The following is a 24,267-nucleotide window of genomic DNA, read 5'->3' as shown; positions in this document are numbered from 1 at the left end:
GCCCCGCGGACGGGAGCCGTCACACCAGGGGCCGGTAGTCCAGGTCCGGGAAGTAGTCCTCCCGGGTGCCGCGGCGGCGGACGTCCCAGGTGGCGCAGTGGAGGGAGCCGCCGTACTCGAAGACGTTGCGGAAGGGCACGGTGAAGACCTCGAAGTCCAGCTTGGCCATCAGGTCCTGGAGCGGCTTCTCCTGCTCCTCGACGACGACCTTGGTCGGCGAGATGCTGAGCACGTTCATGGACAGCCACTTCGAGGACTGGCAGTACTGCGGCATCTCGTGGTTGCCGAGCACGGGCTCGGGGACGTCCACCAGCTCCCAGTCGTTGCGCAGGAACATCGCCTCCTCGCCCTCGCGCAGGGGGCGGTCCGGGTTGGTGAGGATCAGGCCCGGGCGCACGGGCACGAAGGTGCAGTCGATGTGCGAGGGGAAGAAGTCCAGCGGGAAGTGGACGGCGTGCACGCGGAAGCCGCGCGGCTCCAGGTGGCGCTTCAGCCAGTGGACACCGGCGCGGTTGGTGGTCATCGACTCCTGGACGAGGATGTCGCGGCCCAGGCGGCTGATGTCCGCGGCGTCGAAGACCACCTCGTCCTGGTGGACGCAGAACTCGAAGGAGTGCATCCGCTCGTGGCGCTTCTCCAGGGGCCAGTCCCAGAACTCCTCGCGGTACATGCCGTCGGCCATGGAGGGCTTGGGGGCCGTGGTCCAGCCGACGCGGGGGTCGGAGTTCCAGTACTCGTAGACCAGCTTGCGGTAGGGCTGGTACTCGAAGTAGCGGGCCCGCCGCGACATGGTGGCCTCGATGATCTCGTTGCCCATGGTGATCATGACGTCGCGCGGGCAGACGGCGCAGTACTGGTTCTCCACCTCGAAGTCGGGGGTGCGCACGGGGGCGGAGAAGTCGTGCGGCCCGGGGCGGCGGACGGTGACGCCCTGGGACCGGAGGAGGTCCGCGAGCCCGGCCAGCTCCTCGTTGGCCAGGTCCACGGCCTCCTGGGACTTGGGGCCCGTGGGGAACGGCGTCTCGGGGCGGTTGCGGATCGCCGGGCGGCTGCCCGGCTCGGTCGGCTCGAAGGAGGCGTTGTCGGCCGAGCCGACGATCATCTCCTCCAGCGGGTCCCACTCGTTCCAGGAGTTGACGGCCAGGGAGTCCTGGGGCGTCGCCGGGTCGTGAGGCATGGCACGGTCACCCATCTGTAGTGGCAGTGGTTCGAGAGAGGTTCCGTGCACGCCCGCGAGGTCCATCCGGCGATCCGTTGCACGGCCCAGGGCGATCGGGGAGGCGGGGGTCACGCCGTCCCGGTCGCGTCGGCCAGGGATGCGGGACGCATGTCGGTCCAGTGCTGCTCGATGTAGTCGAGGCATACCTGTCGGTCGCTGTCGGCCACCGCGACCTCCCAGCCGCTCGGCACGGCCGCGAAGGCGGGCCAGAGGCTGTGCTGGCGCTCGGCGTTGACGAGCACGTGGAAGGTGCCGTCCTCGTTGTCGAAGGGGTTGGTCACGGTGGCAGGTTCCTTCCTGGTCGGGCGGTGGAGCGGGCGGGCGGTGGAGCGCCCGGGGCGGGAGGTCGTGGGAGGAGGCGGGGCGTCGGGCGGGCGGGCGGTCAGGCGGGACGGGTGGTCAGGCGGGACGGGCGAGGGCGGCGGCGAGGGCCCGGGCGGTGCGGCAGCGGAAGACGGTCGCCACGTCGACGGCCCGGTCGAGCTCGGCCTCGATGCGCCCCGCCAGGCGCAGGGCGCCCAGTGAGTCGCACCCGAGGTCGAAGACGTCGTCGTCGGCCCGGACCGGGCCGGTCCGGAGCACCTCCGCGACGAGTTCGCGCAGCCGCTCGACGAGCTGCCCGGGGGCCGGGCCCGGTGCGGGCCGCAGGAAGCGCTCCGTGGGGACGGCGAGTGCGCCCGGCAGCTCCGTCAGCAGCTCCCGGAGGTCGGCGGCGACGGCCCGTCCCGTCCCGGCGCCCACCAGGTCGGGGCGGTGGCTGACCTCCAGGTGCAGCTCGGTGCCGGGGGCCGCCATCAGCTTGAGCGGGTAGTGGTAGGCGTCGTGGCCGGAGACGCCCGAGAGCCGCAGGCCGTCGTCGGGCTCCTCACCGGGGTGCGAGGCGGCCGTCGGGTAGTTCTCCACCACGACGCAGCTGTCGAAGAGCGGACCGAGGCCGGCCGCCCGCTGGATCTCCGGCAGCGCCAGGTGGTGGTAGGGCAGCAGCTCGGCGTGTTCGCCCTGGATCCGCTCCAGCAGCCCGGCCACGGGCTCCGCCGCGTCGAACCGGACCCGCACCGGGACGGTGTTGATGAACAGGCCCACCATCTCCTCGACACCGGGCAGCTCCGCCGGGCGCCCGGAGACGGTCGCCCCGAAGGTGATGTCCCGGTGGCCGGTGCGCCGCTGCAGGCACAGCGCCCACGCCACGCGCAGCAGGGTGTTGAGGGTGACGCCGTGGCGGCGGGAGACGTCCAGCAGGGCCGCGGTCTCGGCCTCGGTGAGGTCGACGGGAACGCGCTCGGGCAGGGCGGCGACGCGGGCGGTGTCCGCACCGGGGCAGAGCAGCGTGGGCTCCCGGAGCCCCGCGAGGGCCCCGCTCCAGGCGGTGCGCGCCTCCTCGGCGTCCTGGTCGGCGAGCCAGCGCAGGTACGCGGTGTAGTCCGCGGGCGGCGGCAGGGCGGTGCCGTCCCCGTCGTGGTCGAAGAGGGCGAGCAGGTCGCGCAGGACCAGGGAGGTGGTCCAGCCGTCGACGAGGAGGTGGTGCATGCTCAGCGCGAGGGTGTGGCGCTCCTCGCCGTGGGCCAGGAGGGTGCAGCGCATCAGCGGCGGGCGCGCCGGGTCGAAGCGCCGGCGGCGGTCGGCCTCCAGCAGGGCCCCCGCGCGCTCCCGGCGCTCCTCCTCCCCCAGCCCGGACAGGTCGTGGACGGTCCACGGCATGGCCGCCTCGCGGGGGACGACCTGGACCGGGTCGCCGGAGCGCAGCTGGAGGAAGGCGGCGCGGAGCGCGGGGTGGCGGCGCAGCAGGGCGTCGCAGGCGGTGCGGAAGCGCTCGGCGTGCAGCGGCCCCTCCACGGCGAGGGTGATCTGCACGTTGTAGACGTCGAGGTCGCGGCTGTCGTAGCGGGCGTGGAAGAGCAGGCCCTCCTGGAGCGGGGTCAGCGGCAGCAGCCGGGCGACGGGCAGACCGGTGCGGGCGGTCAGCCGGTCGAGTTCCCCGGGGTCCGCGTCGGCCGCGTCCTGCGGCAGGACGGGGGTGGCGGAGGCCGTCCCGGCGGGGGCCGCGGCGGCGGTGTGCGCCACGAGGGCGCCGAGGGCGGCGAACCACAGGCGGGCGAGTTCGTCCGCCTCCTCGGCGGTCAGCAGCCGCCCCGCCCACAGCCAGTGGGCGCTCAGGCGTGGCCCGTCCTCGTGCTCCTCGACGACGGCGTTGACCTCGACGGCGTGGGCCATCGGCATCCTGGGGTCGGCGCCGAGGGGGAGGGCGTCCGCCTCGGGGGCGGCGCTCCAGTCGGCTCCGGTGTCCTGTGCGCCGCCGCGTCCGAGGTAGTTGAAGCCGATCCGGGGGGCGGGCAGGGCGGCCAGATCGGGCGCCGTGTCCGGGTTGAGGTGGCGCAGCAGGCCGTACCCGAGGCCGCGGCGGGGCACCCGGGCGAGTTCGGCGGCGACCCGGCGCAGGGCGTCGCCGAGCCGGAGGTCGGCCGGGTCGCCTTCGGGGTCCCAGTCGGGGATGCCGGGGTCCACCCGGACCGGGTGGAGGGTGGTGAGCCAGCCGACGGTCGCGGACAGGTCGGTGTCGTCGGCCAGTTGCTCGCGGCCGTGGCCCTCGACGTCGACGAGCAGTGCGGTGCCGGAGCCGGTGTCCGAGCGGCGCCAGGCGGTGTGGGCGAGGGCGAGGGCGGTGAGCAGGACCTCGTGGGTACGGGTGCCGAAGGCGGCCGGGACCGTCGTCAGCAGGGGGGCGGTCGTCTCGGCGGGGAGGGTGAGCCGGAGTTCACCGGCCGTCGCGTGGATGTCCTTGGACGGGGAGAGGCGGGCGCCGGCGACGGTCGCGTGCGGCGCCCGGAGCAGCCGCTTCCAGTAGGGGAGTTCGGCGAGCGCTGCCGGGGCGGCGGCCTCGGCGCGCAGGGCGCGGGACCACGCGTCGAGCGGGAGCGGTACGGCGTCCAGCCGCGGGGCCGCCACACGGCCCGCGGACTCCCAGGCGGTGTAGAGGTCGGTGAGGAGGATGTGCCAGGAGACCGCGTCCACGGCGAGGTGGTGGACGGTGACGAGCAGCCGCCCCTGCCGGGCGCCGGTGGCCGGGCCGCCGGGCCCGGGGGCGGCGTCGGCGTCGGCGTCGGCGTCGGCGTCGGCGTCGGCGTCGAACCAGCTGAGCCGCACCATTGCGCCCTGTCGGGGGGCGAGGGAGTCGGCGTCCTCCTCGGCCGCGGCGGCGATCCTGTCGCGGAGCGCCCCGGGGGCGAGCCCCGAGGTGTCGATGCGGCGGACTGCCGCGCGCAGGGCCTCCGGGCGGACGGGGTCGACGGCGAGCGAGCCGTCGTCCTGGAGGCGGGCGCGCAGCGCCTGGTGGCGCTCGGCCACCGCCTCCAGGGCATGGGCGAGCCGGTCGAGGCCCAGGGCGGGGGGTACGCGCAGCAGTGTCGACTGGTGGAAGGCGTCGATGGCGCCGCCCTGTTCGCGCAGCCAGCACATGATCGGGGTGGCGGGCACGGTGGCGGCGGCCGGGGCGGGGGCGGGGGCGTGCCCGGGGGCGGGGGCCGGGGCGGCGGCCCTCTCCGCGGCGGGGACCGGGGCCTCCCCGGCCACCGGCGCCAACGCCGCCGCCAGCGCCGACGCCGTCCGATGCGCGAACACCAGCTTCGGCGTCAACCGCACACCCGCCTCACGCGCCCGCGCCGCCAACTGGATCACCAGAATCGAATCCCCACCCAACGCGAAGAAGTCATCCTCCGCACCCACCCCCTCCACACCCAGCACCGCACCGAACAACCCCACCAGCACCGAGACGGCGGAGTCGGAGGGGGGAGCGTGCCCGGGAGCGGGGGCCGGGGCGGCGGTCCCCTCCGCGGCGGGCGCCGGGGCCTCCCCGGCCACCGGCGCCAACGCCGCCGCCAGCGCCGACGCCGTCCGATGCGCGAACACCAGCTTCGGCGTCAACCGCACACCCGCCTCACGCGCCCGCGCCGCCAACTGGATCACCAGAATCGAATCCCCACCCAACGCGAAGAAGTCATCCTCCGCACCCACCCCCTCCACACCCAGCACCGCACCGAACAACCTCACCAGCACCGAGACCACCGGCTCTCCACCGGAGACGGCGGAGTCCGAGGCGGAACCGGGTCCAGAGTCGGCGGGCGGGGCGGACGGGAGCGGAACGGAGGCGGAACCGGAGGCGAAACCCGGGGCGGACAGGGCCTCGGGTCCGGCGGGAGGAGCGGCGGCGCTCGCGTCCGGGGCCACGGTCGCCGGAGCGTCCGCGTCCGGCGCCGTCCAGCTCTCGGGGCCGGGGTCGGGCAGGGCGGCCCGGTCGACCTTCCCGTTGGGGGTCAGGGGGAGGCCGGGGAGCGTCACATACGCCGAGGGCACCATGTAGCCGGGCAGCCGCCGGGCGACCCGGTCGGCGAGGGCGCGGGGGCCGGGTGCGGCGCCGGGCTCGGGCACCACGTAGGCGACCAGCCGCGGCGTCCCCCGCCGGTCGGGGCGGACCGCCGCCGCGGCGCGGGCGGCACCGGGGACGGCGCCCACCGCGGCCTCGACCTCGCCGAGCTCGATGCGGTGGCCCCTGAGCTTGACCTGGTCGTCGGTGCGGCCGCCGTAGACCATGGTCCCGTCGGGTCGCCACCAGGCGAGGTCTCCGGTCCGGTACATCCGCGCCCCGGGGGCGGCGAAGGGATCGGCGACGAAGCGGGCGGCGGTGGTCCCGGGACGGCCGACATAGCCGCGAGCCAGGATCCCGCCGCCGATGTAGATCTCGCCCGGGACTCCCGGGGGCACCGGGCGCAGGCAGGCGTCCAGGACGTACAGCCGTGCGTCGGGCGCCGGGCGGCCGATCGGCACCGCACCCTGCGGGAGCGGGTCGCCGGGTTCGATCCGGTGCTCCATGCAGCCGACGGTCGCCTCGGTGGGGCCGTACTCGTTGACGACCACCGTCCCCGGGTGGCGGGCCCGCCAGGCGGCGAGGGCCTCGCCGGTCAGCTGCTCCCCGCCGAGGACCAGTTCGCCGGTGGGCGAGTACCAGGGGTCGGCGGCCTCCAGGACCGGGAGATGGCTGGGCGTGGCCTTCACGAAGGAGACCGCCCGGTCCGCGGCGCCCGCCGGGGCGTCGAAGTCGTCGAGGTCGACCAGGCGCACCAGGCCGCCCGCGGTGAGCGGGCCGAGGATCCCGGTGACGGTGAGGTCGAAGGAGAGCGGCGAGTGCACGAGGGCCTGTCCGGAGAGCCCCGGATAGGCCGCGCGGGCGAAGGACAGGTAGCGGTCCACGGTGCGGTGCTCGACGGCGACCCCCTTGGGGCGCCCGGTGGACCCGGAGGTGTAGATGACGTAGGCGAGGTCCGCGGGGTGGAGCGGGCCGCCGCGCTCGGCGTCCTCGGGCGGGCCGGCGGGCAGGGCGGCCACCTCCGCGCGGGTCGCCGGGTCGCCGAGCGGGACGACGGCGGCCCGGTGGCCCGAAAGGGCGGGGTGGGCGGCCTGTTCGCACAGGACCGCCGACGGCGCGGCGTCCGCCAGCATGAAGGCGATGCGCTCGTCCGGGTGGCCGAGGTCGAGGGGCAGGTACCCGGCGCCCGCCCGCCAGATGCCGAGCAGCGCGGCGACCAGTTCCGTCCCCCGGGGGAGGGCCACGGCGACGAGGTCGCCGCGCCGCACACCGCGCCGCAGCAGGAGGCGGGCGAGGCGGTCGGCCGCGGCGTCGAGGGAGCGGTAGTCGAGGTGGTCCCGGCCGTCCGCGACGGCGGGCGCGGCGGGTGTGGCGGCCACCTGCGCCTCGAAGCGCGCGAGCACGGTGGCGGGGTGGGCGGGGGCGGGCGCGGCACCGGAGGCCGCCGGGGCGGGTCCGGTGCCCGGGTGGCGGCTCCACTGCTCCAGCACCTGCTGCCGCTCGGCGCCGGTGAGCAGCGGGACCCGTCCGACGAGGGTCTCGGGGTCGGCGGCGAAGGCGTCCAGCAGCAGCCGCAGCCGGTCGCGGATCTGCCGCAGCTCGGCGGGGCCGTACGCCTCCTTGTCGTAGCTGAGGTCCAGGCGGAACCGGCGGCCGGGCACCGCGAAGACGCTCAGCGGGTGGTGGGTGGCCCCGCTGATCTCGCCCGGCCCCTCGCCGTCCCCGTCGGTGCCGGCCGGGCGGTCGGCGGAGTCCTCGGTGAGGGGGGCGATGCGCAGGCCGGGGACCCACTCGGGCAGCGGCTCGCGGTCGAACCGGGTGTCCCCGAAGCCGATGGAAGTGTCGAAGAGCGTGTCGAGACCGGTGAGCCGGCGGACGTCGGTCAGCCCCAGGTGCTGGTGCGGGGCGAGGGCCAGCTGCTCGTCCTGGATGCGGCCGAGGAAGGCGGCCAGCGACTCCGCGGGGTCGATGCGCACCCGGACGGCGACGGCGTTCATCAGCAGTCCCACGATCGCCTCGGCGCCCGGCAGTCCGGGCGGCCGGCCGTGCACGGTCTGCCCGAAGACCACGTCCTCGCGGCCGGTGAGCAGCGAGAGCAGCAGGGACCAGGCCCCCTGGACGACCGTGTTCAGGGTCAGTCCGTGGCGCCGGGCCGCCGCGGTGAGCCGCCGGGTGGCGTCCTCGGAGAGGGTGAGGCGGGTGAGGCCGGGCATCCCTCCGGAACCGCCGTGCGGCAGACCGGGGGCGACGAGCGTCGGTCCGGCCAGTCCCGCGAGCGCCTGGCGCCAGGCGTCCTCGGCCTCGCCGGTGCGCCGGCGGGCCCGCCAGCGCAGGAAGTCGGTGAAGTCGGCGGGCGGATCGGCCGGTTCGGGGGCCGGGAGTCCGGCCTGGCGCCCGTACAGGGCGAACAGGTCGCGCAGCACCAGCGGTACCGACCAGCCGTCCAGCAGGATGTGGTGGTACGTCAGGACGAAGACGTGGTGGTCCGTCCCGAGGCGCACCAGGGCGAAGCGCATCAGCGGAGGAGCCGCCATGTCGAAGCGGCGCAGCCGCTCCTCCTCCAGGAAGGCGAGGAGTCCCTTGCGGCGGTCAGGCGCCGGCTCCGCCGAGAGGTCGAGTTCGGTCCAGGGGGTGTCGACCGTGCGGCGGATCAGCTGTACCGGCTGCCCGCCCGCGCGCTGGCGGAACCCCGCCCGCAGCACCCCGTACCGGGCGAGTACCGCACCGCAGGCCGCGCGCAGCGCCCCCGCCGAGACCGGGCCGCGCAGCTCGAAGGGGGCCTGGACGGTGTAGACGTCCACCGCCTCGGTGTCGTACAGGGCGTGGAAGAGCATGCCCTCCTGGAGCGGGGTGAGGGGCAGCGCGGACTCGATGGGCGACTGGGGCTCTTCGTTCACAGGTCTGTCTTCCCCGGGACGGTCGGCGTGCGCGCTGCGGGAGCGGGCCGCCGGACATCGGAAGGCGGGCGACCGGCAACCGGCCGCGTGGACTTCGGCCGCCTCGGCCGCTTCGGCCACGTCGGTGATGATGGCTCGGGTGCCGAGGGGCGTACCAGGCAGCCGACCGGCAGCTTCCCTGCCCGCACCGGGCGGTGGGCGGGGCCGGGTTGCCGGTGGGGCGGGTGGTGGTCAGCGGGGCGCCGGGCGGTCCGGCTGGGTCAGGTCGGCCCGGGTGATCAGGTCCGACATGGAGACCAGCACCCGGCGGTCGCCGGTGAACGCCTCCCGGCCGTGGGACCAGCGCATGTTGTCGATCACCATGAGGTCGTGCAGGCGCCAGTCGAAGCGCTGGACGCGGCGGTCGAACGCGTCCCGGACGGCGGCGACCATGTCGTCCGGGACGGGCTCCCCGTCGCCGAAGAGGACGTCGTTGGGCAGCCCGTCCTCGCCGAACAGGCCGACCAGGTCGGTGCGCAGCGTGCCGGGCAGCGAGGACTGGTGGAAGAGCAGCAGGTGGTTGAACCAGATGCGGCGGCCGGTGCGGGGGTGCACGGCCAGCCCGGGGGCCCGGCGGGTGGTGCGCAGGCAGTCGTCGTCCAGCCAGCGGTGCTCCAGCCCGGCCAGCCGGCAGAAGCGGTCGACCTCCTCGCGGCTGCCGGCCTGGAACGCCTCGCGCCAGTCCAGCCCGATGCCGCTGCCGTAGTTGCGGACGTAGCGCAGTCCGCGCCGGTCGACGGCCTCGACGATCTCCGGCGGGATGTCCTCCAGCACCCGGGCGACGTCGGTGACCGGCGTCGCGCCGCCGCTCTCCGCCGGGACGGCGCAGTGGAAGGCCAGCCGCCCCGGCCAGGCGCCCGCGTAGGAGGACTCGCAGTGCTGGGGGATCACCTCGCGGGAGGGGTACTCGGTGGAGGTGAAGACCCCGTCGCCCACCTCGCTGCGCGGGGTGGAGCGCTCGGTGTACTCCAGGGGGGCGAAGCCGAGGGCGTCCAGCGCGCGCTGGAAGCCGCCGACGCCGTCGCCGGACGCGCCCCGGACGAGCACGGCGCCGCTCTCGGCGAGGGCCGCCTCCACGGACGGGGCACGGGTGCGGAGGAAGTCCCCCAGCTCGGCGCCGTCCGCCTCGACGAGCGGGATTCCGTTGAGAACGTTCACGGTGGGCAACTCCCTGGCAGCGGTCGGGCGTTCGGAGGTGGGCGGAGCGGGTGCCGGGGCGCGGGCGGGCCGGGCGGCGGAGGGACCGGGCCCGGCGCGGCCGCCGGTCCGGCCCGGGTCAGGCCAGTACCGCGCCGATCCGGGCGAGGACTCCGGGCGCGCCGGTGAAGGGGTGGTCGTGCCCGCCGGGGTGGAGGGTCCGGCTGAAGGGGCCGCCCGCCACGTCCCGCCAGCGGTCCAGCTGCTCGGCACCGACCAGCGGGTCCCCGCTCCCGCCGAGGACGTGGAGCGGGCAGGCGACCGGCCCGGGGCCGGGGGCCAGGTACGCCTCGGTGAGCGCCAGGTCCTGGCGCACGGTCCGCACGGCGTAGCGCAGGTAGGCGGGGTAGGAGCGCAGCTCGGAGGGGAAGCCCCCGAACCCCTCCAGCCACCGGAGCAGGCCCTCGTCGTCGCGGCCGGTGATCCGCTTGGCCACGGGGACGTGCGGGGCGCGGGAGGAGGAGGCGAACAGGGCGAGGGGCGGGGTGAGCCCCCGGGCGGCGATGCGGCGGGTGAGCTCGTAGCCGAGGAGCGCGCCGAAGCTGTGGCCGAACACGGCGTAGGGCATGTCCAGTTCGGGGGTGATGCCGTCGAGTACGGCATCGGCCAGCTCCTCGACGGTCGGGGGCAGGGGCTCGGCCCCGCGGACCCCGCGCCCGGGCAGTTCGACGGTGGCGAGCTCGATGCGGGCGGGTGGGGTGAGCCGCCAGGGGGCGAACGAGGCGGCGCTGCCTCCCGCCTGGGGCAGGCAGAACAGCCTGAGGCGGGCGGCCGGTGCGGTGACCCGTCCCACGATCCACGGACTGTCCGCGCCCCGCGCGGGGGTGCGCCCGGAGTCGGAGGGTCGTGCTGCGGCAGGGGTTCGCATCCCGGTCCTTTCGTCGGCCGGCGCGTGGTCGGGGCGGTGGCCCCGCGGCGCTCCGGGGGACATGGTGGGACCGCGGGGCCGGCGGGACCAGGCACGGGGACCGGCAACCGGGCTGCCGCCCAGTTGCCCGGGGCCTGCCTGGCTTCCGCGCCCGCCCGCGCCCGAGGATCGCTGGCGACAGTCCCGAGTCCTGACTGCCCTTCTCTTCCCGTGCCCGAGGGGATCGCCACCGATGACCGCTGTTCCCGAAGAGACAGCCGACGCGACGTTCTTCACCCTTGACGCCGTCACGGCGGATCTGATGGAGGTCGATGCGCGCTTCCGGGCCTGCCTGAACTGGGACTACGGCAAGCGCGACGGCCGGGTCTGGAGCCTCTACGAGAAGAACAAGCTCAACCAGTGGAACGCCACCACCGACATCGACTGGGACCACGAGGTCGACTTCGGGGCCGAGCTGTCGGAGGAGAACGGCGCACGGCTGGCCTCCTTCGTCGTCGGGGAGGGCAGCCCGGTGCCGCGGGAGCTGCTGACCGCCTTCCGCTGGGAGTACCAGGCGTGGATGTGCAGCCAGTTCCTCCACGGCGAGCAGGGCGCGCTGGTGACCACGGCCCGGCTGGTGGAGACGGTCCCGGACATGGAGGCCAAGACCTACGCGGCCTCCCAGGTCGCCGACGAGGCCCGGCACGTGGAGGCGTTCGCCCGCTACGTGGACGAGAAGCTCGGGACGGTGTACCCGATCAACCCGGGGTTGCAGAGGCTGCTGCACGACCTGCTGTCGGAGTCCCGCTGGGACATCGTCTACCTGGGGATGCAGGTGGTCGTGGAGGGGCTGGCGATCACCGGACTGCGGCTGGCCAGCAGCGGGTTCGGCGATCCGGTGATCCGGCAGATCACGCGGATGGTCGCGAGTGACGAGGCCCGCCACATCGCCTTCGGCGTCACCGCTCTGACCGGCATGTACAACGAGGTGACGGCGGCGGAGCTGAAGGACCGGGAGGACTTCCTGCTGGAGTCGATCCGGCTGATGTCGCGGCGGTTCATGCTCCGCGAGGTGTGGGAGCGGATGGAGCTGGACGTGGAGGCGGGCCTGCGCTTCGCGCGGACCAACCCGATGATGGCGACCTACCGGCAGATGCTGTTCCAGCAGGTGATCCATGTGCTGCGGCAGCTGGGGATGCTGTCGGAGAAGGTCAAGCGGCTGCTGCTGGACGAGAACCTGGTGCGCCCGGAGATCATGGCCGCCACCCGCTGACCCCTCCCCGCCCTCCCCCGGCCCCGGCCGTCCGCGCACCCCCCGATGCGCGGGCGGCCGGTATCTGCGTGCGCGGGCACGGTGGCCTCCGCCCCGGGGCGCTCGGCCGGTCCCGTGCGCTCGGCCGGTCCCGTGCGCTCGGCCGGTCCGGGGCGCTCGGCCGGTCCGGGCAGGACCGGCTGCGTGCGGGAGCGCGACGGGCCCGGGGGAAGGCCCGTTCCCGGCGGGGCGGGCCGGACGGCGACGGGCCCCGCCCGCCCCGGCGGACCGGGTGCGGGGCGGGGCCGCCGAGGGGCGGCGCCCGGTCAGCCCTCCGGGGCCAGGGCCCGGGTCGACTCGGAGAACCAGCCGGCGCAGACCGCCTTCCAGATCACCCGGCGCCGCGGCTTGCCGCTGGAGGTGACCGCGATGCCGCCCCGGGGCACCTCCACCGAGAGCAGTTCGGCGCCCGGCAGCCACTCGGCCAGCACCTCGTGGGCGGTCTCCCGCCAGCCGTCCTGCACCCCCGCGAAGACGGCCACACCGGTCGGCACGCCCTCGCGCACGCCGAGCAGCACGGCGACCCGGCGTTCGGGGAGGCCGCGCTGGTGCAGCAGCGTCTCCAGACTCTCGGCGAAGACCATCTTGCCGTTGACCTTCAGGCCGTCGCCGAGGCGCCCGATGACGAACAGCTGGCCCGCGCGCCGGAATCCGGCGTCGCCGGTCCGCAGCCCGCCCTCGCCGAGGCTGGTGCCCGAGGCGGAGCCGGCGTCGCCGACGTACCCGTCGGCGATCGAGACCCCCTCGACGACGATCTCGCCGACCTGGCCCTCGGGGAGCTCGGAGCCGTCCTCGGACCGGATGGAGACCGTGCGCCCCTCGAGGGGGCGGCCGCAGCCGACGACGGACGTCCCGGCGAGGGCGGCGGCGTCGCTGTCGTCGGGCTCCCGGGCGGACCAGCCCTCCCCCGGGAGCAGGCCGGTCACCGCGAGGGTGGCCTCGGCGCTGCCGTAGGCGGGGAGCAGGGCGCCCCGGTCCAGACCGTGCGGGCCCAGGAGGGCGTGGAAGTCCTCCAGCACCCGGGGGTCGACCCGCTCCGCGCCGATGATCACGCAGCGCAGCGCGTCGAAGCTCAGCCCCTCCAGGTCGGCGGGGCGCACCCGGCGCAGGATGTACGAGAGACCGAAGTTGGGCATCGCGGTCATGGCGATCCGGCGCTCGCTGAGGCAGCGCAGGAAGCGCAGCGGGGAGCGGACGAAGTCGTCCGGCTGCATCATCCAGCCGTCGAAGCCGGTGACCACGACGTTCAGCAGGAAGCCGACGAGCCCCATGTCGTGGTGGACGGGCAGCCAGCTGGCCGCGGGCAGCTCCGGGCGGCAGCCCAGCCAGCGGCGCATCCCGGTGAGGTTGGTGCGCAGCGCCTCCTCGGAGATCCGCACACCGCGGGAGTGGCCGCTGGATCCGGAGGTGAACTGCACCAGCGCGGTCGCGGGCAGCGGCAGGGGGCGCGGCAGGGGCTCGACCCCCTCGACCAGGGCACCGAAGGTGACGGGCGCGTCGAGCCCCGCGTCCGCGGACAGCTTGGCGATGCGTTCCAGCGACTCGTCGTCGCAGACGACGGCCCGCGGGCGGACCGCGGCCAGCAGGTGCCCGGCGTGCCGGGCGTAGTCGTCGGCACGCTGGTAGGCGAAGGGCGGGGCGAGGGAGCAGGGGGTGGCCCCCGCGGCGAGCGCGCCGAAGAACCCGGCGGCGAAGCCCGGGCTGGAGCGCTGCACCAGGGCGACGGTGTCGCCGTCGCCGACGCCGCGGGCCCGCAGCGCCGCCGCGGTGCGCAGCACCAGGGAGGCCAGCTCGCGGTAGGAGACGAAGTCCCAGTCGTCGTCGCGGTTCGCGTAGGAGAGGCCCCGCTCGGCGGACGCCTCGTCCAGCCAGTCGAGCAGGCCCCGGTCCGGGATTGCCAACGTCCTCGTCCTCTCCGGGTGGTCACGGCGGAGGCCGGTGCACACACCGGCGGTTCCGGCGTACCCGGCTCGGTGCCAGCTTCCGGCGGGCGGGGGGTGTGCGCCAGGCAGGCGGCCGGTAACTCACCCGGTCCGGGCGGCACTTCGGCCGCACCCCCGATTGCCGGTCGGTTGCCTGGTGGCCGCCGGTGGGCCGTTGCAGCATCGGACGGGGTCCGGGGTCGCGGCCCGAGCGGGCTCCACCCTCCCGATCCGTCGTCGTGCACGAGAGCGGTTACGAGTTGATGCCACCACGCCATGCCGAGGACGCACTGCTTCCGCTGACGGCCGCGCAGCGCGGTGTCTTCCACGCCCAGCGCCGCTCCCCGGACGACCCGGCGTACAACACGGTGGCGGTGATGGAGATCCGCGGGGCCGTGGACGGGGAGCTGCTGCGACGGGCCATCAGGGTGGCCGAGGGCGAGAGCGGCAGCTTCGACGTCGCGCTGGTGGAGCGGGCCGACGGGCTCTACCAGCGGCCGGTGGCACCGGGCTGCTCGACCTGGCGGGAGGTGGACCTGCGCGGCGCGCCCGACCCGGTGGCCGCCGCCTGGCAGGTCGTGGAGGGCGACCGGACCACCCCGCTGGACCTGCTGGCGGACGAACTCTCCGGGCACTGGCTGATGCGGGTCGGCGAGGAGCACTGGTTCTGGTACCAGCGCAGCCACCACGTCCTGTCCGACGGCTTCGGCTCGGTGCTGCACTCCCGGCGGATCGCCGCCTGCTACGAGGCACTGGCCGCGGGCCGGGAGCCGTCGGGCGAACCGCTCGGCACGCTGCGGGAACTGCTCGCCGAGGAGGCGGAGTACCGGGCCTCCACGGCGTACGCGGCGGACCGGGAGTACTGGGCGGGCGTCTTCGCCGACCGGCCCGAGGCGGCCAGCCCGGCCCCCGGGGTGCCGACCCGGCCGGCCGGGCGGGCCCTGTCCTCGTCGGGGGAGCTGTCCGCCGGGCAGCTGCGGGCGCTGCACGCCGCGGGCCGCCAGGCGCGGGCGCCGTGGACGGTGGTGCTGTACGCGGCGGTCGCGGCGTATCTGCACGGGATGACGGGCGCCGGGGACCTGACGCTCGGGGTGCCCGTCACCGCGCGGGTGGGCACCCGCTCGCGCACCGTCCCCGGGATGCTCTCCAACACGCTGCCGCTGCGGCTGTCCCTCGCCCCCGCCACCGGCCGCACGGAGCTGGTCCGGCAGGCGGCCCGGGCGCTGGGCGAGCTGCTGGTGCACCAGCGCTACCCGTACGACGAACTGCGGCGGGACCAGCGGCTGCTGGGCACCGACGAGCAGATGTTCGGGGTGCTGGTGAACATCATGCCCGCGGGTTCGGAGACGGCCTTCACCGGCCGGGACGCCGTGCTCCATGTGCTGTCGGGCGGTCCGGTGACCGATCTCAACATCACCTGCCACCCCGGTCCGGACGGCCGCGGGGCGCGGGTCGAGTTCGAGGCCAACCCGCAGCGGTACACCGCGGAGGAGCTGCTGGCCCACCGGCTGCGTTTCACGGAGTTCCTGGGCCGCTTCCTGGCGGCGCCCGGCGACGAGCCGATCGGCCGGACGGAGGTCGCCTCGGAGCAGGAGCGCGCCGAGGCGCTCCGGGCGGCGGGCGCCGGTACGGAGGCGCCCGCTCCCCGGACCTTCCCCGCGCTGTTCGAGGCCCAGGTGCGGCGCACGCCCTCGGCGCCCGCGGTGGTGTCCCCCCAAGGGGTGCTCAGCTACGCGGAGCTGAACGCCCGCGCCGACCGGCTCGCCCGGGTGCTGCGGGCCCGCGGCGCGGGCCCGGAGCGCCTGGTGGCCGTCGCGCTGCCGCGGGGGGAGGCGTATCTGACGGCGGTGGTGGCGGTCATGAAGGCGGGGGCGGCGTACCTGCCGGTGGACCTGGCCTACCCGAGGGCCCGGATCACCGCCATGCTCGACGACACCGCCCCGCTGCTGATGCTGACCGCCCGGGCGGCCGACGACCCGGACCTGGCCCCGCGGGTGCCGCGGCTGTACGCGGACGCCGAGGGGGGCGCCCCGGACGGGGAGGAGGAACCGCTCCCCGGCGGCCTGTCCGGGACCGGCCCCGGGGACGGGGAGCGGCCGGTCCCACTGCGGCCGGAGCACCCGGCGTACGTGATCTACACCTCGGGGTCGACGGGCCGCCCGAAGGGCGTGGTCGTCACCCACACGGGCCTGGCCGGGCTGGTGGCGGCGCAGCGGGACCGGCTGCGCCCGGCCCCGCCCTCGCGGGTGCTCCAGTTCGCCTCGCCCTCCTTCGACGCCTCCGTGTGGGAGCTGACCACCGCGCTGCTGACCGGGGCGGCGGCCGTGGTCGCCCCCGCGGAGCGGCTCACGCCGGGGCCGCCGCTGGCCGAGCTGGTCGCCGAACTCGGCGTCGACTGCCTGCTGCTGGCGCCCTCGGCGCTGGCGGCGGTGCCGCCCGGGGGGCTGCCCGAGGGCCTCGCGCTGGTGGTGGGTGCCGAGGCGTGCGCCGCGGAGCTGGTGGCCCGCTGGTCGCCGGGGCGGCACATGGTGAACGCCTACGGGCCCACCGAGGCGACGGTGATCGCCACGCAGACGGGCCCTCTGCAGGGGCGGGCCGTGCCCCCGATGGGCAGTCCGGTGCCCGGCTGCCGGGTGCTGCTGCTGGACCCGGCCCTGCGGCCGGTGCCGCCGGGTGCGGCCGGGGAGGTGTACCTGAGCGGCGACGGGCTCGCCCGGGGCTATCTGGGGCGGCCCGGCACCACGGCGGAGCGCTTCGTGGCCGACCCGTTCGGGGCCCCGGGCACGCGGATGTACCGGACGGGGGACCTCGCCCGCCGGACCGCGGACGGCCGGCTGACCTACCTCGGGCGGGCCGACGGGCAGGTGAAGCTGCACGGGCACCGCATCGAACTCGGGGAGGTCGAGGCGGTGCTGGCCGCCGCACCGGGCGTCGCCGCCGCGGCCGCCCTGGTGCGCGAGGACCGGCCCGGGCTGCGCCACCTGGTGGCCTACGCGCTGGCCCCGCCGGAGGCACCGGCGTGCGGCCCCGGGGGCACCGGACCCGGCGCGGACGGCAACGGGCGGGACGGCGGCGGCACCGCACCCGGCACGGACGACGGCGGCACCGCACCCGGCACGGACGGCGGCGGCACCGCACCCGGCGCGGACGGCCGCGGTACCGCACCCGGCGCGGACGGCCGCGGTACCGCACCCGGCGCGGACGGCGCGCGGCTGCGCGCGTACCTCGCGGAGCGGCTGCCCGCCTCCATGGTGCCCGCGGCCGTCGTCGTGCTCCCCGCCTTCCCGCGCACCCCCGCGGGCAAGGTGGACCGCGGTGCGCTGCCCGCGCCCGCCTTCGAGGCGGCCGCCGTCTACCGGGCGCCCGGCACGGACCGCGAGCGGGCGCTGCACGGGGTGTTCGCCGAGGTGCTCGGGCAGCCCCGGATCGGCGTCGACGACAGCTTCTTCGACCTCGGCGGCGACTCCGTGACCGCCATGCAGCTGGCGGCCGGCGCCCACCGGGCCGGGCTCGCCGTCACCGCGCAGGACGTCTTCGTCCACAAGACCATCGCACGGCTGGCGGAGGCGGCGGCGGACGCCGCCGCCCCGACGGAGCCGGGCACCCGCCGCGCCGAGGACCTGGTGCGGCTCGACGCCGACGAACTCGACGAGCTCGAAGCCCAGTGGGGGACAACACCGTGAGACAGACATCCCTGGAAGCGGTTCTTCCGCTCTCGCCCCTGCAGCAGGGCATCCTCTTCCACGCCCTCTTCGACGAGGGGGACGCCGACGCCGAGCAGGTGGACTTCTACACCGTGCAGACTCCGCTGGAGCTGACCGGCCCGCTCGACACCGGGCTGCTGCGCCGCGCCTGCACGGCCCTGCCCGCACGCCATGTCAGCCTGCGGGCGGGCTTCCTGCGGCGCCGCAACGGCGAGGCGGTGCAGGCCGTGGCCCGCTCCGTGGAACCCGCCTGGGACGAGGCCGACCTCTCCGGCTTCGGCGCGCAGGAGCGGCGGCTGCGGCTCGCCCGGCTGCTGGCGGAGGACCGGTCGCGGCGCTTCGACATGGCGAAGCCGCCGCTGCTGCGGTTCCTGCTGGTGCGGCTGGAGGCCGAGCGCCATGTCCTGGTGCTCACCAACCACCACATCCTGCTGGACGGCTGGTCGCTGCCGCTGGTGCTGGCGGACCTGTTCCGCATCTACCGGGACGGCGGCTCCGCCGACGGCCTGGAGCCGCCCGCGTCCTTCCAGGACTACCTGGCCTGGCTCGCCGACCAGGACCGCGGGGAGGCGGAGCGCGCCTGGCGGGCCGCGCTCGCCGGGGTCGAGGGTCCCACGCTGGTGGCCGGCGGCACCGGCACCGGCGGCTCGGACCGGGGGCAGCAGCGGGTCGTCGGCGAGCTGACCGCGCAGCAGACCGAGCGGCTGACCGCCGTGGCCCGGGCCCGCGAACTGACCCTGAACACCGTGGTGCAGGGCGCCTGGGCGCTGGTGCTGGGTGTGCTGACGGGCCGCGAGGACGTCGTCTACGGCAACACCGTCGCCGGCCGTCCGCCCGAACTGCCGGGCAGCGAGCGCATGGTGGGCCTGATGATGAACACCGTGCCGGCCCGGGTCGTCCTCGACCCCGCCGAGCCGGTGGCCGCCCTGCTGGAGCGGATCCAGCGCGAGCAGAGCGCCCTGACCCGCCACGACTACCTGGGCCTGGCGGACATCCACCGCGCGGTCGGCGCCACCGAGCTGTTCGACACCACGGTGGCCTTCGAGAACGTCCCCGTCGACCATGCGGTGCGCGGCGCGCGGATCCCGGACCTGGCCGTCGGCATCCTGCGCGACGCCGTGGACGAGGCCTTCGAGGGCACCCACTACCCGCTGAGCCTGGCGGTGCACCCCGGCCGGGAGCTGCGTTTCGAGCTCAACCACCGGGAGGACGCCGTCCCCGCCGACGCGGCCCGCCGGGTGCTGGAGCTGCTGTGCCGGGTGCTGGCGGACATCGCCGCCGACCCGGAGGTCCCGGCCGGGCGGCTGCCGCTGCCGAGCCGGCAGGAGCGGGCGGAGTTCCTGCGCGCCGCCTGCGGCCGGACCGCCCCGGTCGACCCGCGCACCCTGCCCGAGGTGTTCGAGGAGCAGGTGCGGGCGGCCCCGGGGGCGCGCGCCGTGTCCGACGGCACCGCGCACCTGACCTTCGCCGAGCTGAACGCCCGCGCCAACCGGCTGGCGCGCCGGCTGGTCGCCGAGGGCGCCGGGCCGGGCGGGGCGGTGGGCGTGGCGCTGCCGCGCACGGTGGAGGCCGTGGTGGCGGTGCTGGCCGTGCTGAAGTCCGGCGCCGCGTACCTGCCGGTGGACACCGGCCACCCCGCGGAGCGGATCGCGGCGGTCCTCGACGAGGCCCGCCCGGCGGTGGTGCTCGCCGCCGGGGACACCGCCGCCTCGCTGCCGGACGGCGCGAAGGTGCTGCTCCTCGACGCCCCGGAGCCGCGGACGCAGCGGACGCGCCCCTCGGCGGAGGAGGCGGAGGCGCTGGAGGCGGAGGCGCTGAACGCGGAGGCACTGGAGGCGGACCTGGGCGACGCGGACCGTACCGCCCCCCTGCGGCCCGCCCACCTCGCCTACGTGATCTACACCTCCGGCTCGACCGGGCGCCCCAAGGGCGTCGCCGTGGAGCACCGCAACCTGGTCAACATGTTCCACAGCCACCGGGTGAACCTCTTCGAGCCCGAGCAGGCCCGGGCCGGGGGCCGCACGCTGCGGGCGGCGCTCACCAACTCCCTCGGCTTCGACGCCTCCTGGAGCCAGCTGCTGTGGATGGTGGCCGGGCACGAGCTGTTCATGGTGGACGACACCGTGCGCCGGGACGCCGTGGCGCTGGTCGCCCAGGCGGCGCGGGAGTCGGTCGACGTGCTCGACACCACCCCGTCGGTGGCGCGCCAGATGCTGGCGGCGGGCATGTTCGAGGCGGCGCACGGCCGGCACCGGGTGCGGGTGCTGGCCCTCGGCGGCGAGGAGGTGGGCGAGGACCTGTGGGCCGAACTCGGCGCAGCCGAGGGCCTGTCGGTCTACAACCTCTACGGCCCGGCCGAGTGCACGGTGGACGCGATGCTGTGGCACGGCGGGGCCCTGGACCGGCCCGCGATCGGCTCCCCGGCCGACAACACGCGCGTGTACCTGCTCGACGGGTTCCTGCGCCCCGTTCCCGACGGCTCGGTCGGCGAGCTGTACATCGCGGGCAAGGGGGTGGCCCGCGGCTACCTGGGACGGCCGGGCCTGACCGCGGAGCGCTTCACGGCCGACCCCTTCGGCCCGGCGGGGTCCCGGATGTACCGCACCGGCGATCTCGGGCGGCGGCGCGCGGACGGGGCCGTGGAGTACTGCGGCCGCTCCGACTTCCAGGTGAAGATCCGCGGCCACCGCATCGAGCTGGGCGAGGTGGAGGCGGCCCTGGCCGCGGACGCCTCGGTGGGCCAGGCCGTCGCCGCCGTGGCGGAGGACCCCTCGGGTGTGCGCCGGCTGGTCGGCTACGTCAGGCCCGCGGCCGGGGCACGGGTGGACGCGGCCGCGCTGCGCGAGGCGGTCGCGGAGCGGCTGCCCTCGTACATGGTCCCGGCGCTGGTGGTCGCGGTGGACACCTTCGCGCTCACGGCCAACGGCAAGGTGGACCGCCGGGCGCTGCCCGAGCCCTCCTTCCGCGCGGGGGGCGTCCACCGCGCGCCCGGCACGGACCGCGAACGGGCGCTGCACGAGGTGTTCGCCGAGGTGCTCGGGCAGTCCGGGATCGGCGTCGACGACAGCTTCTTCGACCTCGGCGGCGACTCGATCACGGCCATGCAGCTGGCGGCGCGGGCCCATCGGGCGGGGCTGGCGGTGTCCGCGAAGGACGTCTTCGTCCACCGGACCGTCGCACGGCTGGCCCGGGCCGCCGGGGAGGTCCCCAAGGAGCCGGACGGCGCGGACGGCGCACCCGAGGAGCGGGGCCCGCTGCTCGTCCTCGGCGAGGAGGAGGCCGCCGAGCTGGACGCGCGGGGGCGGGGCGTCTCCGAGGTGCTGCCGCTGACCCCGCTCCAGCAGGGCATGCACTTCCACGCGCTGCTGGCGGCCGACGGGGTGGACGTGTACACGGCCCAGGCGCCGCTGCGCCTGCAGGGCGCGCTGTCCCCCGCCGTGCTGCGGGCGGCCCTCGACGGGGCCGTGGCCCGCCATGACGCGCTGCGGGTCTCCTTCACGCTGCTGGGCTCGGGGCGCCTGGTCCAGGCGGTCCACGAGGACGTCCGGGTGCCCTGGCGGGAGGTGGACCTGTCCGGGACGGGCGAGCGGGAGCGCCGGGAGCGCCTCGCGGCGCTCCTGGACGAGGAGCGGCACCGCCGCTTCGACCTGGCGCAACCGCCGCTGCTGCGGGCCACGCTGGTCCGGCTCGGCGAGGACGACCACCTGCTGGTCGTCTCGCACCACCACGGACTGCTGGACGGCTGGTCGCTGCCGCTGTTCTTCCGGGACGTGTTCGCCCTGTACGCGCGGGGCGGGGCGCCGGGCGCCCCGGCCGCGGCCCAGTTCGGGGACTTCCTGCGCTGGCTGGGCGCCCAGGACGGGGAGCGGGCCGCCGACGCCTGGCGCCGGGCGCTCGCGGGCTTCGAGGAGCCGGCGCTGGTCGCGCCGGAGGCCGAGGCGGCCGCGGCGACCGTGCCGCACCTGGTGACCGCGCATCTGGAGGCCGAGGACACCGCTCGGCTGTCGGCCGCGGCCCGGGCGGCGGGGCTGACCCTCAACACCCTGGTGCAGGGCGCCTGGGCGGTGTCCCTGGGGCTGCTGCTGGGGCGGGACGACGTGGTGTTCGGGGCGACGACCGCGGCCCGTCCGGCGGAGCTGCCGGGTGCCGGGGAGATCGTCGGTCTGCTGATGAACACGGTGGCCGTGCGGGTGCGGCTGGACGCCGCGCGGCCGCTGGGCCGGGTGCTGGCGGACCTGCAGGCGCAGCAGGCGGAGCTGCTGCCCTACCAGTACCTGGGGCTGACCGAGGTGCAGCGGCTGGTCGGGGCGGGCGAGCTCTTCGACACCGTCGTCGGCTTCGAGAACACCCCGCTGGACGGCGCCGCGATCCAGGAGCTCGTCCCCGGGCTGCGGATCTCCGTGGACGACGAGCCGGTGCCGGGCGCCTCGCACTACCCGCTCAGCCTGGTGGTGTCTCCGGGAGAGCGGCTGGGGCTGGAACTCAGCTACCGCTCCGACCTGTTCACGGCCGGGGAGTGCGCCGCCCTGCTCACCCGGGTGCGCCGGGTGCTGGAGGGGTTCCTGGCCGACCCGGAGACACCGCTCGGGCGGATCGGCCTGCTCACGGACCCCGAGCGCGAGGCGCTCGCGGCCGCGGCGGCCGGGCCCGCGCCGGGACGCGCCCCGGCGACCGTCCCGGAGCTGTTCGAGGAGCAGGTCCGGGCCCGGCCCGGGGCCGTGGCGGTGGACGACGACGGGCGGAGGCTGACCTACGCGGAGCTGGACGCCCTCGCGAACCGGCTGGCCCGGGTGCTGGCCGAGCGCGGAGTGGGGCCGGAGGACGTGGTGGCGGTCGCGCTGCCGAAGTCCGCGGCCTTCCTGGCGGCCGTGCTCGCGGTGCTGAAGGCGGGTGCCGCCTACCTGCCGCTGGACACCGCCTACCCCGAGGAGCGGCTGCGGCACATCCTCGGCGACGCGGCGCCCGCCCTGGTGGTCACCGGAGGCGGGGCGCCCTCGCTGCCCGCGGGGGCGGGGGCCGCACCGGTGCTGCTGCTCGACGGCGATCCGGCCGAACTCCTGGGCGAGCACGGCCCGCTGGGCGCCGGGCGGTCGGCACAGCCGCTGACGGACGCCGAACGCACCGCGCCCCTGCACCCCCTGCATCCCGCCTATCTGATCTACACCTCGGGGTCCACCGGGCTGCCCAAGGGGGTCGCGGTGCCGCACGCGGGCATCGGGGCGATGGTCGACCAGCAGCGCACGGGGCTGGCGCTGCGCGAGGAGGAGCGGGTGCTGCTGTTCGCCTCCCCGAGCTTCGACGCCTCCGTGTGGGAGTGGACGACCGCGCTGCTGACCGGGGCGACCGCGGTGACCGCGCCCGCGCAGGAGCTGCTGCCGGGGCCCGCGCTGGCGGCCGCGGTGGAGCGCCTGGGGGTGACGCTGCTGCTGCTTCCGCCCTCCTCGCTGGCCGTCGTGCCGGAGGGGGGCCTTCCCGAGGGGGTGACCCTCGTCGTCGGCGCCGAGGCGTGCCCGCCGGACCTGGTGGAGCGCTGGTCCGCCGGACGCCGGATGGTCAACGCCTACGGCCCGACCGAGGCGACCGTCATGGCGACCATGAGCGCCCCGCTGGAGGGCCGGTGCCGTCCGCCGCTGGGCGCTCCCGTCACCGGGGCCCGCGTGTACCTGCTGGACGGGGCGCTGCGCCCGGTGCCGCCCGGTGCACCCGGGGAGCTGTACCTGGCGGGCGACGGTCCGGCCCGCGGCTACCTGCGGCGGCCGGGACTGACGGCGCAGCGGTTCACGGCCGACCCCTTCGGCCCGCCCGGGTCGCGCATGTACCGCACCGGCGACCTCGCCCGCCGCGGCGGGGACGGGGCCCTCGAGTACCTGGGCCGGGCCGACGACCAGGTGAAGGTGCGCGGTTTCCGCATCGAGCCGGGCGAGGTGGAGGCGGTGCTGGCCCGGGACCCGTCGGTGGCGCAGGCGGTCGTCGTGGTGCGCGAGGACCGGCCGGGGCTGCGGCAGCTGGTGGCGTACGCGGCCCCGCGGCCGGGCGCCCGGCCGGAGCCGGGGGCGCTGCGCGCCCGGGCGGCCGCGGCGCTGCCCGAGCACATGGTCCCGGCGGCCGTCGTGGTGCTGGAGCGGCTGCCGTCCACCCCGAGCGGCAAGCTGGACCGGGCCGCGCTGCCCGCACCGGAGTTCGCCGGCCCGGAGGGCGGGCGGGCACCGCGGACCGCGCGCGAGGAGCAGTTGTGCGCGCTGTTCGCGAAGGCCCTGGAGCTGGACGCGGTCGGGGCGGAGGACAGCTTCTTCGACCTCGGCGGCGACTCGATCAGCTCGATCAAGCTGGTGACACTGGCCCAGGCCGAGGGGCTGGACCTGTCCCCGCGCGAGGTGTTCGCCCACAAGACGGTGGCCGCACTCGCGGTCGCCGTGCGGGAGCGGACCCCGGACCCCGGGGCGGATCCGGACGGGGACGCGGCGGAGGAGCCCCTGATCGAGCTGGGCGCGGACGAGTTGGATGCGTTCGCCGCCGACTGGCGCGACGGGGGCTGAGACGCCTCGGCGGGCGGGCCCGGCGCCGCTCCGGCCCGCCCGCGCCGCCGGGCCCCGGCCCGCCCCCGCACCACCGCTCCCCCGAGAGCGCCCCGCACGCCCGCGCACCTCGTGCGGGACCCGCACCACCGCACCGCCCCTGGACCAGGACGGCCGGGACCCTGCTCGGCCGGTCCAGGGGGTACCGACACGCGGCCCGGCACCCGCTGCGCGGACCGCACAGGACCGAACGCCCGA

The 24,267-nt window shown here is 76.4% G+C and carries 9 protein-coding genes; 3 read left to right on the top strand and 6 right to left on the bottom strand.

Annotation, left to right across the window (positions count from 1 at the left end):
* Window positions 1–19: 19 nt before the first annotated feature.
* The 5 genes from ACGF15_RS22055 to ACGF15_RS22035 form a co-directional block, all read right to left on the bottom strand.
* Complete coding sequence (locus tag ACGF15_RS22055; RefSeq protein ID WP_345614245.1) at window positions 20–1,177, bottom strand: glycine amidinotransferase; 1,158 nt, start codon at window positions 1,175–1,177, stop codon at window positions 20–22.
* A 110-nt stretch (window positions 1,178–1,287) separates the two neighbouring features.
* Window positions 1,288–1,500, bottom strand: a complete 213-nt coding sequence (locus ACGF15_RS22050) for an MbtH family protein (RefSeq protein WP_345614246.1) — start codon at window positions 1,498–1,500, stop codon at window positions 1,288–1,290.
* Window positions 1,501–1,618: 118 nt separating this feature from the next.
* Window positions 1,619–8,473 carry an amino acid adenylation domain-containing protein gene (locus tag ACGF15_RS22045; protein ID WP_392801226.1) on the bottom strand — a complete coding sequence of 2,285 codons (6,855 nt, stop codon included), beginning with the start codon at window positions 8,471–8,473 and terminating at the stop codon, window positions 1,619–1,621.
* A 231-nt stretch (window positions 8,474–8,704) separates the two neighbouring features.
* Complete coding sequence (locus ACGF15_RS22040) at window positions 8,705–9,670, bottom strand: TauD/TfdA family dioxygenase (protein ID WP_362610179.1); 966 nt, start codon at window positions 9,668–9,670, stop codon at window positions 8,705–8,707.
* A 118-nt stretch (window positions 9,671–9,788) separates the two neighbouring features.
* Window positions 9,789–10,502 (bottom strand): thioesterase domain-containing protein, encoded by a 714-nt coding sequence (locus ACGF15_RS22035; RefSeq protein WP_362610176.1) that lies wholly within the window; start codon window positions 10,500–10,502, stop codon window positions 9,789–9,791.
* Between the two features lie 307 nt (window positions 10,503–10,809).
* Here ACGF15_RS22035 and ACGF15_RS22030 point away from each other — a divergent pair, with 307 nt between their 5' ends.
* Window positions 10,810–11,829, top strand: a complete 1,020-nt coding sequence (locus ACGF15_RS22030) for a ferritin-like domain-containing protein (RefSeq protein ID WP_392801221.1) — start codon at window positions 10,810–10,812, stop codon at window positions 11,827–11,829.
* A 305-nt stretch (window positions 11,830–12,134) separates the two neighbouring features.
* Here ACGF15_RS22030 and ACGF15_RS22025 read toward each other — a convergent pair whose 3' ends face one another.
* A complete protein-coding gene (locus ACGF15_RS22025) occupies window positions 12,135–13,769 on the bottom strand; it encodes an AMP-binding protein (RefSeq protein WP_345614251.1) in 1,635 nt (544 codons plus the stop codon).
* Between the two features lie 284 nt (window positions 13,770–14,053).
* On the opposite strand from ACGF15_RS22025, the gene ACGF15_RS22020 reads away from it, so the two are divergent.
* Window positions 14,054–17,473, top strand: a complete 3,420-nt coding sequence (locus ACGF15_RS22020) for an amino acid adenylation domain-containing protein (protein WP_392801260.1) — start codon at window positions 14,054–14,056, stop codon at window positions 17,471–17,473.
* On the top strand, window positions 17,470–24,030 hold the full coding sequence (locus ACGF15_RS22015; RefSeq protein WP_392801218.1) for an amino acid adenylation domain-containing protein: 6,561 nt from the start codon (window positions 17,470–17,472) through the stop codon (window positions 24,028–24,030). Before ACGF15_RS22020 ends, ACGF15_RS22015 begins: the two co-directional genes overlap by 4 nt.
* Window positions 24,031–24,267: the final 237 nt, after the last annotated feature.

Origin of the sequence: Streptomyces sp. NPDC048001, assembly GCF_043203115.1 — a bacterium.
Taxonomy (GTDB): Bacteria; Actinomycetota; Actinomycetes; order Streptomycetales; family Streptomycetaceae; genus Streptomyces; species Streptomyces sanyensis.
Note: the sequence above shows the minus strand (reverse complement) of the source record. Positions and strands in the feature narration are given on the sequence as shown.

Excerpts from the sequence above, each read along its gene's own strand:
- ACGF15_RS22055 (WP_345614245.1), bottom strand. The coding sequence starts at position 1,177 with ATGCCTCACGACCCGGCGACGCCCCAGGACTCCCTGGCCGTCAACTCC.
- ACGF15_RS22030 (WP_392801221.1), top strand. The coding sequence starts at position 10,810 with ATGACCGCTGTTCCCGAAGAGACAGCCGACGCGACGTTCTTCACCCTT.
- ACGF15_RS22020 (WP_392801260.1), top strand. The coding sequence starts at position 14,054 with ATGCCACCACGCCATGCCGAGGACGCACTGCTTCCGCTGACGGCCGCG.